The organism is Hymenobacter setariae, assembly GCF_007713685.1.
GTDB lineage: Bacteria > Bacteroidota > Bacteroidia > Cytophagales > Hymenobacteraceae > Hymenobacter > Hymenobacter setariae.
This window is the reverse complement of sequence record NZ_VMRJ01000001.1, coordinates 1,149,904-1,164,480: the sequence shown is the minus strand read 5'-3', so window position 1 is coordinate 1,164,480 and position 14,577 is coordinate 1,149,904. Positions and strand designations below refer to the sequence as shown.

The window sequence follows — 14,577 nt, the reverse complement described above, 5'->3', positions numbered from 1 at the left end:
TTTATTCTTTTACCCAGTGGTAGGTCTCGTAGCCGCCCCCATCGCGGTAGGCCTCTTCGCCGGTTAGCTGCAGAAGCTGCTGGCCATTTTGCTGCGTCACACGGTAGTATTTTACCTCGTTATTGGTCAGCTTATCCTCTTTAGTGTTAAATGTAACCGTGGGTACGCCTCCTTGGCCCACTGCCAGCTGGTAGCTAAATGATTCGTCCGATTGGTTAGAGCGACGTAGCAGCAGCTGGTTGTTGGCCGTGAAAATCAGTTGGCGGGCGTAGCCTTCGGTAGCTGGGGTGTACTGCGGCCCAAAAAAAGCAGTTTTATCCCACTCCCAGTGGCCGGTCTCCATAGCCAAAATATCGTAGTTGGCGGGCCGTATTTCGTCGGCGCTACGCTCGCAGCCGGTAAGTGAAAACAGCCCGAGCAGCGCGATGAGGAGAGGCTTGGTCATAGAGCGAAAAAAGGAGCTTGGGAGAGTGGGAAGAGTTGTAAGGTACGCAAGAGAGGCGGTGATTTGCAATTTGGTTGCAGGCATTAGTAAAGAAATGCTGGGCCGGGCGCCGTTTATTTGCGGCTGATTGTTGACGTTAGCCTAGTAGTTTGGTAGTGAATAACCCCCTCGTCATTGGCTCTGAAGCGCTGCCCGCGCTAGCCGATTTTATTCGGCAATACGCGCCGAGCCGCCTTTTTGTGTTGGTTGACACGAATACTGCCCGCGACTGCTACCCCTTGCTGGCGCCGCACCTGCCCGCCCACGAGCAGCTTACCATCGAGGCTGGCGAGGAATACAAAACCCTGGCTACCTGTGGCCAAGTATGGGCCTGGCTTACCCAGCATCAGGCCGACCGCCACGCGCTGCTGGTTTGCCTGGGCGGCGGCGTCGTGACGGACCTAGGAGGCTTTTGCGCGGCTACCTACAAGCGCGGCATTGCGTGCGCGGTGCTGCCGACCACGCTGCTGGCGCAGGTCGATGCTGGCGTAGGCGGCAAAACGGGCGTCGATTTTGATGGCTTTAAAAACCACATTGGCGTGTTTCAAGAGCCAGCGGGCGTGTTCATCGACCCCGGCTTCTTACCCACACTGCCACCGGCCGAGCTGCGCTCGGGCTACGCCGAAATTATTAAGCACGCGCTCATTGCCGACGCGGCCGCTTTTCAGGAGTTGCGCGCGCTCGACGTGGCGGCGGTGGCCGACTGGACGCCCATTATCCGGCACTCGGTGGCGCTGAAGGAGCGAATCGTGGCCCTAGACCCCCAAGAGGCTGGGCCGCGCAAGCTGCTCAACTTTGGGCACACCGTGGGCCACGCCCTCGAAAGCTACCTGCTTACGCAGCCCGGCCGCGAGGTGCGCCACGGCGAAGCCGTAGCGGCGGGCCTGGTTTGCGAAAGCTGGCTCTCGGTGCAGCGCGGGCTGCTGACGACTGCCGAGCTAGCCGAGGTAGAAGCGATAGTAGCCGCAGCGTTCGGCAAAATCTCCTTTATTAATGCCGAGACGGAGGCCATTGCGGCCTATGCCGTGCAGGACAAGAAAAACCGCGGGGCTACCATCAATTGCACTCTGCTGCATGGCCTAGGGCACGGCGTATTCGACCAGCCCATCACGCTGGCCGAGATAGTGGCCTCATTGCAGTATTACAATTCCATTTAATTAACCTCATCCGTCATGCAGAGCGCAGCGAAGCATCTCGCGTGGCGCAGTAATCAATGCGTAAGATTTTACTGCACCACGCGAGATGCTTCGCTGCGCTCTGCATGACTAGTGATTAATAACGACATGCACCAAAATCTAACCTGGGCCGGTGGCCCGCTCCAAGGCACGGCCCACTTACCGGCTTCTAAAAGCGAAAGCAACCGCGCGTTGCTGCTTCAAAAGCTGGCTGGCGACGGCACTCTCACCAATCTTTCGGAGGCCAACGACACTGTGCTGATGACGCGCCTACTCGACGAGGCCGCCACCGCCGACCTCCTCGACGCCCAGGACGCGGGCACCGTGATGCGCTTTATGACCGCCTACCTGGCCGCGAGCGGCTGGCGGGGCGTGCTTACCGGCGCGGCCCGCATGAAGCAGCGCCCCATAGCGGTGCTCGTGGACGGGCTGCGTGCCCTAGGTGCCACCATCGACTACGTGGAGCGCGAAGGCTACCCGCCGCTGCGCTTTGGTGGAGGGCAGCTAACGACGCCCGCCGCCGAACTGGCCGTGCGCGGCGACATCAGCAGCCAGTATATTTCGGCGCTGCTGATGCTAGGGCCGGTGCTGCCCAGTGGTTTGCAGCTGCGGCTGACTGGGCCGGTAGGCTCGCGGCCCTATATCCATCTTACGCTAAACCTAATGCGGCACTTTGGCGCCGCAGCCGAGGAGGCAGCGCCCGACCTAGTGGCCGCGCAGCCCGGCGGCTACCGCCCAGCCGACTACGAGGTAGAAAGCGACTGGTCAGCGGCCAGCTACTGGTATGCGCTGGTGGCGCTGGCCCCGGCCGGCTCGTCGATAACCTTGCCCGGCCTGCGGGCGCAGTCGTGGCAGGGCGACCACGTCATTCAGCATATTATGACGTCGTTGGGGGTAGCCACCGAGTTTCTGCCCGAGGCGGGGGGCGTGCGCCTGACTCAGGTGCCGCTGGCCACGGAGAGCCTGCTGGCCCAGCCGCTCGACTTCACCGATTGCCCCGACCTAGCCCAGACGGTGGCCGTGGTGGCAGCGGCCCTAGGGGTGCCGCTGCGCCTCACTGGCCTCGATAGCTTGTACATCAAGGAAACTGACCGCGTGGCGGCCGTGCAAACCGAGCTGCGCAAATTCGGCGGCGATATGGTGGAAGTAGCGTCGGGCGTGTTCGAGATTCAGTCGAATGGCTTTGCCGTGAATGGCCAAGAAATCGAAACCTACGAAGACCACCGCATGGCGATGGCCTTTGCGCCGCTGGCACTGCGCGGCCCGCTCACGATACACGAGCCACAGGTGGTACGCAAGTCGTACCCCAGCTACTGGCGCGAGCTGGCTAAGGTAGGCCTAGCCTAGCGGGTGGTCGGGTGGGGGACCTAGGCGCCCGCCCGACCACCCGCCAAGGGGGATGATATACGTAGAAAAGCTGGGGTAAGTACGTAAAAGCGAGCCTGCCTGTGGTCCTGGGCAGCTACCGGCCGTAAGGCTAGGCACACTCTCCAATTCCTACGTTTCAGCCATGGCAAACGAATCATTGAACATCCTTATCCAGCAAGGCCTAGCCGCCTTGAAAGAAGGCAGCAAAATAGCCGCTAAAGCAACCGACGATATCCAAGACGACGCCACCGACTCGCAGCTGAAAGCCGCACTAGAGCAGGGCAATCAGCAGTCGAAGCAGTGGGCCGACCGCATCGAGCGGTCGTATGAGGCCGCTGGCGGCAAGGGCGACGAAGAAAATCCCATTCTGGAAGCTCACTATGAGGTTAGCAAGAAAATCCGCGGCGAAGCCAAGGACGACTACTCGCGTGACCTAGGTATTATTGCCTCGGGCCAACTGGCCCTGCACTACTGGATTGCCTCTTTCGGCACGCTAACCAACTACGCCAAGCAGACCGGCCTGACCCAGGTAGCCGAAGACCTGCACAAATGCCTGACCGAAGCCAAGCAAGCCGACGAGCAGCACACCGCACTAGCCGAGCAAATCCTAGGCAAGAACTAAGGTTAGTGCCACGCACCTAGCCTACGTAGAGCCGGCCAGGTAGCTTAGTAAGCTGCCTGGCCGGTTTTTTATGCGCGCTGCCCGCGTGGCCAGAGGTCAGCTTCATGCAGCCTAGCCCGGCAGTTGGTGTATTTTGCGCGTCTATGCGGGTATTTCTTCTTAGTACGGCGTGCGCCCTAGGTGCCTTTAGCAGCCACGCCCAGGCCTTCACCCCCACCGAGGTAGCACGCTGGCGGCAGCAAGCGCAGCAAGTGCGCATCACGCGCGACACCTGGGGCGTGCCTCACGTGAGTGGCAAAACCGACGCCGATGCCGTGTTCGGCTTGCTCTATGCGCAGTGCGAAGACGACTTTGCACGGGTCGAAGACAACTACATCGAGGCCTTAGGTCGGCGGGCTGAGGTGGAAGGCGAGGCGGCGCTCTACACCGACTTGCGGGCGCGCCTCTTTATGGACACCACGCGGGCCATTGCCGTGTACAAGCAAAGCCCGGTCTGGATGAAGCAGCTGCTCGACGGCTTTGCGGCGGGTACCAACTACTACCTGGCTACGCACCCCACCGTGCGGCCTCGGCTGCTACGCCGGTTTCAGCCCTGGATGCCGCTGCTTTTCAGCGAGGGTAGCATCGGTGGCAACGTGAGCGTGGTGCCCGTTGAGCGCATCAAGGCCTTCTACAGCCAGCAAAAAACGACTTCGTGGCAGCGGCCCGACTTCGATAAATATGACCGCGAGCCCACGGGCTCCAACGGCTTCGCCATTGCGCCCAGCAAGAGCGCTAGCGGGCACGCGCTGCTGCTGATTAACCCGCACACCTCGTTCTACTTCCGCTCGGAGGTGCAGATGACCAGCCAGGCGGGCCTCAACGCCTACGGCGCCGTAACATGGGGGCAGTTTTTTATCTACCAAGGCTTTAACGAGCACTGCGGCTGGATGCACACCAGCAGCCAAGCCGACTCGATGGATGAATACCTCGAAACGGTGACCCAGCAAGATGGCAAGTACACCTATCAGTACAACGGTCAGCCGCGCCCCATGCAGACCGAAGAAGTGTCGCTGGCTTACCGAAAAGACGGGCAGCTGCTGCGCCGCAAATTCACGATTTACCGCACCGGCCACGGCCCGGTGGTGGGCGAGCTGAATGGCAAGTGGGTGACGGTGAAAATGATGGATACGCCGCTGGCCGCCCTCGAGCAGTCGTATCTGCGCACCAAAGCCACCGACTACGCTAGTTTTCAGAAGGTAATGGCCCTAAATGGTAACGCGACCAATAACACGGTCTTTGCCGATAAAAACGGGACCATCGCGTACTGGCACGGCAACTTCATGCCGCGCCGCCCGGCCGGCTACGACTGGAACCAGCCCGTGGAAGGCCGCTCGGATAGCACCGAGTGGCAGGGCCTACACCCCCTAGGCGACCTGGTGCAGGTGAAAAACCCGGCCAGTGGCTTTATTCAGAATTGCAACGCGACGCCCTACACCGTATCGGGCCCAACCGGCAGCCCCGACAAAGCCAAGTACCCCGCCTATATGGCGCCCGATGCCGAAAATTACCGCGGCATCAACGCCGTGCGAGTACTGAGCCGCAAGCAAAGCTTCACGCTCGATACGCTCATCGCGGCCGCCAATGACCCCTACCTAGCAGGCTTCGAGCAGTTAGTGCCGGCCTTGCTAAATGATTATCAGTTGCTGGCCGACATGCCGCGCGACCCCTTCCCGCAAAACTTGCAGCAAGCGATAGAAGTGCTGCGCGGCTGGGACTTGCGCTACGCCAAAACTTCGGTGGCTCAGACGCTGGCCATCTACTGGGGCGAGCGCATTCTGAAGCTTGGCCGCAGCCGCGTGCCTGCCGGCAAACCGCTCGACTACCTCAGCCTGACTGCGTTCACCATCGCGCAAACGACGCCCGAGGAAAAAGTGGCCGCTCTCACCGAGACCCTGGCCGAGCTCAAGCGGGATTTTGGCAAGTGGCAAACACCTTGGGGGGATGTCAACCGCTACCAGCGCCTGACCGGCCGCATCCAAGAAACCTACGACGACAAGCAGCCCAGTCAGCCAGTGGCGTTTACGTCGTCGGCCTGGGGCTCGCTAGCCGCGTTTGGAGCCAAAACTTACCCCGGCACTACCAAGCGCTATGGCTACGTGGGCAATAGCTTCGTGGCGGTGGTGGAGTTTGGCCCTAGGGTAGTGGCCCGCTCGGTGGTGACGGGTGGTGCCAGCAGCCAGCCGGGTACCAAGCACTTCACCGACCAAGCCCCGCTGTACTGCGAAGGCCAGTTCAAAGACGTGTGGTTTTACCCCGAAGACGTGGCCCAGCATGTAGAGCGCGCGTATCGGCCTGGCGAATAAGGACGCTTCTTTATGCACAAACTACTAAGCTGCCTATTGCTGCTGGTGCCGCTCCTAGGCAGCGGCCAGGCGACCTCCACGCTGCTACGCCCCGCCGCCGTCTTCGATGGCCAAGACCTGCACCCCGGCTGGGCTGTGCTGGTGAAGGGCGATAAAATAAAGGCCCTAGGTCCCGCCGCGCAGCTCACGGCTCCGGCTGGCACTACTACGCTGGAGCTGCCCGGCCTCACGCTGCTGCCGGGCCTCATCGAGGGGCACTCGCACCTGCTGCTGCATCCCTACAACGAAACCAGCTGGAACGACCAGGTGCTAACTGAGCCGCTGGCCTTGCGCGTGGCGCGGGCCACAGTGCATGCCCAACGCACCTTGCAGGCGGGCTTCACTACCGCCCGCGACCTAGGCACCGAAGGCGCTGGCTACGCCGATGTGGGCCTCAAGCAGGCCATTGACCAAGGCATTATTCCTGGCCCTAGATTGCTAGTAGCCACCCGGGCACTGGTAGCCACGGGCAGCTACGGCCCGCACCTAGCCGCCGTGGAAGACCTGCCCCAGGGCGCCCAAGAGGCCGATGGGGTAGATGGCATTATCCGGGCGGTGCGCGAGCAAATTGGGCACGGCGCCGATGTGATAAAGGTGTACGCTGACTACCGCTGGGGCCTAGGTGGCACCGCGCAGCCCACGTTCTCGCAAGACGAGCTGGCACTCATTGTGCAAACGGCGCGCTCGGCGGGCCGGGGTGTGGTGGCCCATGCCAGCACTGCCGAAGGTATGCGCCGCGCCACGCTGGCCGGCGTCGAAACCATCGAGCACGGCGATGGCGGCACGCTGGAGGTGTTTCGCCTGATGAAGCAACGCGGCGTGGCTTTTTGCCCCACGGTAGCCGCCACCGATGCCACCTCGCAATACCGCGGCTGGAAGAAAGGCCAGCAGCCCGAACCGCAGCGCATCCTCGACAAGCGCCGCGCCATGCAAGCCGCCCGCCAGGCCGGCGTAACGCTGGCCGTGGGCGGCGACGTGGGGGTGTTTGCCCACGGCGACAACGTCCGCGAGATGGAATTGCTAGTGCAGGAATACGGCCTAGGTCCACTGGAAGTGCTACGCGCCGCCACTAGCGGCAACGCCCGCATCTTTCACCTCGCCGACCGCGGCCGCCTCGCACCCGGCCTGCTCGCCGACCTGGTGGCCGTAGCCGGCGACCCTACCCAGCAAGTACAGGCCCTGCGCCAGGTAAAGCTGGTGATGAAAGGTGGCACCGTGGTAGCGCTGTAGCATAGCCCAGGCTACAAGAAGCCGAGCTATCCTAACTTAGAATGGATAGCCAATACCAATATTGAGCGCGGTCTGGTTACGAGTCTGGCTCAAGACATTGCGGATGGTCCAGCGCTCGGGCGCGGTGGGGTCGTAGACCTTAGTGGCAATGTCGAAGCGCAGAATCAGGAACGTAAAGTCAAGGCGAATACCAATGCCTGAGCCTACGGCAAATTGCTGGGCAAAGGAATTAAAACGAAACTCTGCGCCTGGCCGGGCTGGGTCGGGTTGCAGCGTCCAGACGTTGCCAAAATCTGTGAATAAAGCACCTTTGATAAAAGAGTAGACCGGGAAACGGTACTCTACCGAGCCCTCTAGCAGCAACTCGCCTGGCTGCTCCGTGATATAGTCCCGCTGCCCACTGGCAAACTGCGTAGCATAAGAGCCAGTACCTAGGCGGCGCGGCTGCCAAGCCCGCACGCTGTTAGAGCCCCCCACGAAGAAATACTTATCGTAAGGAATCGTGTAAGTGCTCACGTTCGGGTCACTAGCTGTCGGCGTAGGTGTAAGGGCGTGCGCCACGCCTCCGTTGAGGCGCCAGGCCAGGTAGGTGAGGGGCGACAGCTTGTAGTAGCGGCGGTAGTCTACTGATAGCTTGGCAAAATCATAAGCCTCCGTCTGGTTTTCAGGCTCACGGTCACCCCTAAACCACGTTTTGGTGCGGTACAGATTACGCGTCAACCCCCCGACTTCCACAAACAGACGCAGGTAGCGAGCGCTGTGCGTCTGGTTGATGTCGTTGGAATTATAAATCGAGGTGAAGCTGAAGCTGGGCTCGTAAATAGACCGGAACGATTGATAGAGTGGACTGCCCCGGCGACGGTAGGCTTGCAGGCTATCGCGGTAGTCATCTCGGATAAAGGGCGTTTTGACGAGCGCCGCATCAATCGGCGTAAAAATATACTGGTGGTAAGGCGACGTTTGCCAGAGGTAATCAAAGGTAAACTCGGCGTTGGTACGGGTATAGAAAGGGGTGCGAGTGTAGGTCTGAGAAACTGAGAAGCGAGTGCGGGGCTGGTAGCCACGTAGCGAATGGCCTATGCCAAAAGGCACCAGAAACTTTGGTATTAATAGAGCGGCTGTCGCGCCATACTGCACCGTGTACACACTATTCTGAACGGCATTGCCGCCATCCGATGTGCCTAGGCGGGTGTACTGTCCCTCAAAGCCAATGCGACCGCTCAATTCTAGCACCTCAGCCCCGTGAAAGGGATTGCGCCACTTAAGGCGCAGATTAGCAAAAGGCCCTAGCCTATCGGCTACGTAGGTGCCTCCAAATTCAGTAGTCTCGGCAAAGCGCGGGCTGGGTGAGGCCGTTACCAAGGCATCGAGGTAGTGGTCGGTAGCCGGCGCCGCAATAGTGTCAGAAGCAAGTGGCTTAGCATCGGGTACTTTGCTAAACGACACATTACTAAACCGGTACATGTCCAGCGCCGACAGTTGGCGAGTGGTGCGCTGGGTGCGGTTTAGGTTGTAGAGTTGGCCGGGACGCAGGGTTATTTGGCGGGTGAGGATGCTGGGCTTGATGGGCAGCGGCCCGCGGCTAGCAAAGGCCACGGAGTCGTAGCGCACCGTGTCGCGCGGGGCGAGGCGGGCGCGGCCCCGGCGCCGCGCGGCCAGCGAGTCGGCCACGGCAGCGGGCGTCACACCGGCCGGCATGTTGGCGGTCGAGATGCTGCCTATAGAGCCTTCAGCTTCGGGGGCGGTGGCGGCGTTTCGGCGACCTAGGCGCCGGCGGCGGACTAGGCGGGCTGTATCGCCGGCTAGGCTGCGCAGCACCTGGCCCTGGCCCGCATCGGCCAGCATCGTGACCTCGCGCAGGCGGTAGCGGCGGTGCCCACCAGCGGGGCTAGCAATGAGCAGCCGCAGCCGCACCTGCGTTTTCTCGAAGCTGGTATCAGCCTCTAGGGTAATAAATTGAGTTCTAAAATCGTAATAGCCGGCATTCTTGAGTAGCGTTTCAAGCCGCTGCCGTTCCTGACCAATGAGGTCTTCATTGTAGGCATCGCCTACGTGCAGCAGTGCGCTACCCTGGCCTCGCGCCACCACCTGCGCCACCCCCGAGTCTGGAATGCTGCGAGTGTACTGGCTGAGCGTGAAGCCGGGGCCTTCCTGCACCTGGTACGTAACCGTAACGCGCCGGTGCAGGCGCTGACCCGCCGAGTCGCGCAGCGGCACGGCATGCACGGGCTTGTTGCGCAGCTGCAATACCCGCAAGATGCCATCGACTAGGCTGCGCTTCGAGCGGGCCGAATCGGTGTAGGTGACTTGCGCCCGAAAAAAGCCCTGCGAGCGCAGGTAGGTCGTGAGCTGGTCGACGGTGCGCCGGCTCAAATCAGGGTCGTAGATAACGGGCGGCTCACCGAGGCGCATAATGGCATTGCCCTTGGCCAGTGCCTGCTCTTTGCGTTGCAGCAGGCGGTCGCGCCGGGTTGTCAGCTTGCCTACCTTGGCCGAATCGGTACTGGCCGCCGCCAGCTTCTTGGCGTACTTAGTTTGGATGCGCTCAATTTTTTTGCGAATCTTGGCCGAGTCGTAAAAAGAGTGCCCAAATTGGTACACCGCTAGTCTAGGAATAGGCAGGTTGCGGTTGGGTTTCTGCTGCACCAGCGTCAGCAGGCGCTCTTGTTGGGCTGGGCTCAGGTCGTGGCTTTCTACCTCTACTTGCGTGAGCAGGCGCTGATTAGGCTGTAGCAGGCGCAGCGGCGAGCAGCCCGCCGCCAGCCACAGCAGTGCGGTTAGCAGCCCAAGGCCGGGGGCCAGCGTAAGTTTGCGTACTTTCTCCAATGGTATCTAAAGCCCTCGCCAAATACATCCGGGCGCTGCATCAGCGCAAATATCGGCAACGCCACGCCGCCTTCCTGGTTGAAGGTGCTAAAAGCGTGCTAGAACTGCTAAGCTCCAGCCTTGGCATCGAGCACGTAGTGGCTACTACCGCCTTTGCCGAGCAGCTGGCCGCCAGCCGTGCGCTGCCGCCCGGCGTGCCCCTGCACCTGGCCTCCGAAGACGAGCTAACCCAGCTCGGCACCCTGCAAACCAACGCTGCCGCGCTGGCCGTAGTATCGCAGCCGTCCCAGCCACCGCTGCCCGCCGCCCTGCCCGCTAGCCGCCTCGTGCTGGCCCTCGACAACGTGGCCGACCCCGGCAACCTAGGCACCCTGTGGCGCCTGGCCGACTGGTACGGCCTGCCCGGCCTGGTGCTGAGCGAAAACTGCGCCGACCCCTACAACCCCAAAGCCGTGGCCGCCAGCATGGGCGCCTTCGGCCGGGTGCCCGTGTGGGCCGACCGCGACCTGGGGGCCTGGCTAGGCACGCTGCCCCCAGAAGTCGGCATCTACGGCGCCGACCTCGAAGGCGACAACGTGCACCACCTCACTCTGCAGCCCACCGGCGTGCTCGTGATGGGCAGCGAAAGCCACGGCCTCAGCCCCGACGTAGCGGCGCAGCTCACGCGGCGGCTGCACATTCCGCACGGCCCCGGCGGCCGTGCCGAAAGCCTCAACGTAGCCGTATCAGCCGCCATTTTGCTCGATAACTTTTTTCGGAATTTGTAAAGCGCAAGCGCGCTGCTCTTCCTAAAATACGTGTCCTTGCACGGAGGCAAGACAAAGCAATTGCACCAGTAAGGGCCTGCCTAGGTTCCTTTCTGATACGATTATTTCGTCTTGTCTCCGCGCAAGGACACGCGATAAAATGGCTTTATTTGCCTGACAGCCGCAGGCCGAAGCTCAGGGTTTGGGCCTGCGGGCCCTGGTTTTCTTTAAAAAGGTCGTTGAGATTGTATTTGGCAAAGAAAGTCAGCGACTTAAAGCCAATCACGCCTTGTAAGCCATACTGCCAATCGTTGAGATTGAAGGAGCCGTGGTCTTTGTCTTTGTACATGCTGCCTTCCTCAAAGTACTTAAGCTTGGTCCAGCTGGCAAGGCGGTAGCCCACAAAGCCCCCCGCGCCCAGCGTGAGCGTGCGGCGGTGGTGGTCATCGCGCAGCTTGAGCTCTAGCATGAGCGGGATGGTGAAAGTGGAGGTAGCCAGCTTGGTTTTCTGGTACTGGCGGCCGTTGGTTTCGGGCACCACCGAGGTAAGGCCATTCTGGTTAATCCATTTATTATTGCCTTCCAGCATGTAGTTGTTGAAGGCAAACTCGGGGCCCGCGGCCAGATAGAGTGGGCTACGCTTGCCACCCAGCCGCTGCTTGTAGCTGATGCCAAGGTTGACGTAGCGCGAGCCTAGGGTCCGCAGTTCGGGCCGCTGCGAAGCAGGCGCAGAGTTCGACTTATTAGTCAAGGCGTTTAGGCCTAGGTCAAAAACGAAGTCCGACGAAAACGACTTGTTCTCGATGTGCGCTAGGCGCAGCGAGTCGCGGTGCGCCTGGCGGTCGGCGCGGCTGGCGGCAGCGCGGGGCTGGTCGTTGTTCTTGCGGTCGATGTTCACCACCATGCCGAACTTCTTCTCCAGCAGCACCTCTACCTTGTTGCTAGGGCCGTAGGCACGGTTGGCCGACTTGTGGGTGGTGATGCGAATTTGCTCGGGCAGGTTTTGGCCGGGGGCGTCTTGGTTGGGGAAGAATTCCATCGTGACGCGGTCGGTTTTGGCTCCCTTGGCCGCCTCATCGGCCCGCTTGATGTAGGTGCCCAGCCGCGCCACCAGCGAGTCGAGGTGGTACTGTGGCAACTGGCGCAGCTGCTGGGCATCGCGTACCACCAGCGTCATGGTGGCTTTGTTGGGCAGGCGCACCACAATGGTGTCGGTGGGCGGTGCGGCCAGCATACGGGCCTGAGCACCAGTGGCAGCGGCGGCAAATAGCGCCAGCAAAGCAGCAGAAAAAATAGTAGGTTTCATGGTGAAAAAAAGGCAAGAGGGTGAGGTACAGCCCCGCAAGCAATGCTGGGCTTAAGTAGAAAAGTAGTTTTGGAAAAGGGAAGGCCCGTAGGCGCGGGGCCTAGAGCCGGATGGTTTTCGAAAGCATTCGGCCACCTAGGCGGGCTTGCAGGGTCACGGTTTCGGTTGGGCTGGTAACCTCCGCCAGGTTCACCGACTCGCCGTGCACGAGGTGGTCGGCTTGGCGCAGCAGGCCTCCGAGCCGCAGGCGCCGCCGGGTGGGGGCGGGCTGAGACTCGACCACTGCTAGCACCACCGGTGGCGCTGCAGCAACCGGCGCTGGGCCGCGCCGCACCTCCACTTCAATAATTTCGGGCTCAGCTGTGGTAGCAGAAGCCACTGCTAGGGTAGCGGCGGGTGCGTGGGTGGTGGGTAGTGTGGCTTGGTTATCGGGTACTGGTTGGGTAGTCAAGAACTGGCTAGCCGGGTGCCGCTTCCCGGTGGTGGCCAATTGCCCGGCGGCCGCGTCCGGCTGCTGGTGATGGCTACCAACTGCCCGGTCGGCTGCAGCGGCGCGGCGCGGCCGGGTAGTGGTGGCTATCGAGGTGCTAGATGTAGAAGTGCGGGGGGCGGTTGCCTGGCCGGAAAAAATTTGTTGGTTTTTTTTCGGAGCTGCGGTAGCTGCCTGTGCTACTGCTTGGTCGGCTGCCGGGCCACCTGGGGTAGCAGTCATTTGCTCTTGGGCGGCAAGAGCTGAAAGACTTTCTTTAGCAGGTGCCGAGCGCTCCGACAGCGACCCGTTTTGCGACTGGATTGTAGCTAGCCCACCGTCTTTGACGCCGAAGGAGCCACGCCACAAGCCTGCGCCACCCGCCAGCACTAGTAGCAAAAGCACAGCCGCGGCCGAGTACTGCCACCAGGCTGCCACTCGCCGCCGGCGGGGCTGCGGGCGCAGGTGCTCGTCTTCGAGGCGCTCCCACAGCTCGCGCCGCGGCGGGGTAGTGTGCCCGTGCAGGCCCGCCCGAAACAGCGTGTCGAGCGGCTCTACTTCTGCCGGCTCTGTAGGGGCAGGGCTAGGCAGTTGCAGGCGTGCCCACAGGTCATCGCCAGGCGGCGAGTCGTGGCCGTCGAGTTTCTGTCGAAATAGGTCGTCTATATCTTCGGGATTCATCGGGATAGAGCGGCTAATAAGTTATAAACTATAAACAGGCTGATTGGTCTGCGCTGCCGCGCGGCCGCCACTCAGGCGGCGCTGCAGCAGCGCCCGCGCCTTGCTGAGCTGCGACTTGCTAGTGCCCTCCGTGATACCTAGGGCTTCCGCAATTTCGGGGTGCGAGTAGCCCTCTAAGGCGTAGAGGTTAAACACGGTGCGGTAGCCGGTAGGGAGCTCTTGCAGCAGCGCTAGCAGCTCTTCGGCTTGCAGCTGGGTGTCGGCGGTGGCGGGAGTGCTGGCCAGGTTTTCGGGCTGCGCAAAGTCTTCAAACGACAAATGCATGGGCTCGCGACGGCGCAGTTCCATCAGCGCTTCGTTTACCATGATGCGCCGCACCCAGCCCTCAAAGCTGCCCTCTTGCCGAAACGTGGGCAGCGCCCGGAATACTTTGGCAAAGCCTAACAGCAGCGCCTCTTCGGCATCTTCTTGGCGCTTGAGGTAGCGGCGACACACCGTCAGCATCAGCCCCGCAAACTGGTTGTAGAGCTGGCGCTGGGCGCGCGGGTCGCCCTGCAGGCAGGCGGCAATGAGGTCGGGCTCAGTCACGTTTTCAAGTAAGGGTAGGGCAGAGGCAACAGGGTTTGGGGCGCTAGATGCAAGAAAGGCGGTAGGAGTTGCCTGCGGAAAAAGAAATTTTATTACTCGCCGCTTGTGGTACCCCAGCCTCTACCCTCTGGGAGAGGGAGCCAGACAGACGATAGCAAACGTCAGGCTCTCCTCTCCCGGAGGGAAGGGGTCGGGGTAGGGTGAACAACCTAGGGCCGCCATCGAAACGACTGGGCATCCAGCGCTCGCATGGTACACAGAATACCATCTAGGTGGTCGCACTCGTGCTGTAGCAGTTCGGCCACGGCACCTTGCACGGGCCAGCGTTGCGGCTGCCACTGCGCGTCGCGGTAGGTGACGGTCACGGCTTCGTGCCGCTGCACCCGCACCAAGAGATTAGGAAAGCACATGCAATCATCCCACAGCTCAAACATGGCTGGGCTGCACTCGCTCAGCTCGGGGTTGAGCAGCACGTGAGAGCGGCCGTCGAGGTGCAAGTACACTAGGCGCTTCATGAGGCCGAGCTGCGGGGCCGCAATGCCGCGCCCAAAGCCGTAGCGGGCGCGCACTTCCTGCATGACCTGGTGCAGGTCGGCCACCCAGCCAGCCACTAGCGGCAGGTCGGCCTCGGTCACAGGCTCGCAAACTTCATAGAGGCGCGGGTCGCCGAGCAGGACCAAGTCGGCCAGGGTTTTCAT

12 protein-coding genes are annotated in these 14,577 nt (G+C 61.5%); 6 read left to right on the top strand and 6 right to left on the bottom strand.

Features of this window, described 5'->3' with window-relative positions; all coding sequences use genetic code 11:
- Position 1 precedes the first annotated feature (1 nt).
- Positions 2-445 carry a hypothetical protein gene (locus tag FNT36_RS04835; protein WP_144844889.1) on the bottom strand — a complete coding sequence of 148 codons (444 nt, stop codon included), beginning with the start codon at positions 443-445 and terminating at the stop codon, positions 2-4.
- 155 nt (positions 446-600) lie between these two features.
- Here FNT36_RS04835 and aroB point away from each other — a divergent pair, with 155 nt between their 5' ends.
- From aroB to FNT36_RS04810, 5 genes are all read left to right on the top strand, one after another.
- Entirely contained in the window at positions 601-1,641 is a 1,041-nt protein-coding gene (aroB, locus tag FNT36_RS04830; protein WP_144844887.1) for a 3-dehydroquinate synthase, read from the top strand.
- A 126-nt stretch (positions 1,642-1,767) separates the two neighbouring features.
- Positions 1,768-3,006 carry a 3-phosphoshikimate 1-carboxyvinyltransferase gene (locus FNT36_RS04825; RefSeq protein WP_144844885.1) on the top strand — a complete coding sequence of 413 codons (1,239 nt, stop codon included), beginning with the start codon at positions 1,768-1,770 and terminating at the stop codon, positions 3,004-3,006.
- 163 nt (positions 3,007-3,169) lie between these two features.
- Positions 3,170-3,649, top strand: a complete 480-nt coding sequence (locus FNT36_RS04820) for a YciE/YciF ferroxidase family protein (protein ID WP_144844883.1) — start codon at positions 3,170-3,172, stop codon at positions 3,647-3,649.
- Between the two features lie 143 nt (positions 3,650-3,792).
- Positions 3,793-5,994, top strand: coding sequence for a penicillin acylase family protein (locus FNT36_RS04815; protein ID WP_144844881.1), 2,202 nt, complete (start codon positions 3,793-3,795; stop codon positions 5,992-5,994).
- Positions 5,995-6,006: 12 nt separating this feature from the next.
- Entirely contained in the window at positions 6,007-7,263 is a 1,257-nt protein-coding gene (locus FNT36_RS04810; RefSeq protein ID WP_144844879.1) for a metal-dependent hydrolase family protein, read from the top strand.
- A gap of 36 nt (positions 7,264-7,299) precedes the next feature.
- Here the strand turns inward: FNT36_RS04810 and FNT36_RS04805 are convergent, their stop codons facing one another.
- Complete coding sequence (locus tag FNT36_RS04805; RefSeq protein ID WP_144844877.1) at positions 7,300-10,089, bottom strand: BamA/TamA family outer membrane protein; 2,790 nt, start codon at positions 10,087-10,089, stop codon at positions 7,300-7,302.
- Here FNT36_RS04805 and FNT36_RS04800 point away from each other — a divergent pair.
- Positions 10,089-10,856, top strand: a complete 768-nt coding sequence (locus FNT36_RS04800; protein ID WP_144844875.1) for a TrmH family RNA methyltransferase — start codon at positions 10,089-10,091, stop codon at positions 10,854-10,856. The genes FNT36_RS04805 and FNT36_RS04800 overlap by 1 nt on opposite strands.
- Before the next feature lie 145 nt (positions 10,857-11,001).
- Here FNT36_RS04800 and FNT36_RS04795 read toward each other — a convergent pair whose 3' ends face one another.
- The 4 genes from FNT36_RS04795 to FNT36_RS04780 form a co-directional block, all read right to left on the bottom strand.
- Positions 11,002-12,141 carry a porin family protein gene (locus FNT36_RS04795; protein WP_144844873.1) on the bottom strand — a complete coding sequence of 380 codons (1,140 nt, stop codon included), beginning with the start codon at positions 12,139-12,141 and terminating at the stop codon, positions 11,002-11,004.
- Positions 12,142-12,241: 100 nt separating this feature from the next.
- Positions 12,242-13,291: a hypothetical protein gene (locus FNT36_RS04790; RefSeq protein WP_144844871.1), complete on the bottom strand. Its 1,050-nt coding sequence runs from the start codon at positions 13,289-13,291 to the stop codon at positions 12,242-12,244.
- 21 nt (positions 13,292-13,312) lie between these two features.
- Positions 13,313-13,879: an RNA polymerase sigma factor gene (locus FNT36_RS04785; RefSeq protein ID WP_144844869.1), complete on the bottom strand. Its 567-nt coding sequence runs from the start codon at positions 13,877-13,879 to the stop codon at positions 13,313-13,315.
- Between the two features lie 209 nt (positions 13,880-14,088).
- Positions 14,089-14,577 carry a peptide deformylase gene (locus tag FNT36_RS04780; RefSeq protein WP_144844867.1) on the bottom strand — a complete coding sequence of 163 codons (489 nt, stop codon included), beginning with the start codon at positions 14,575-14,577 and terminating at the stop codon, positions 14,089-14,091.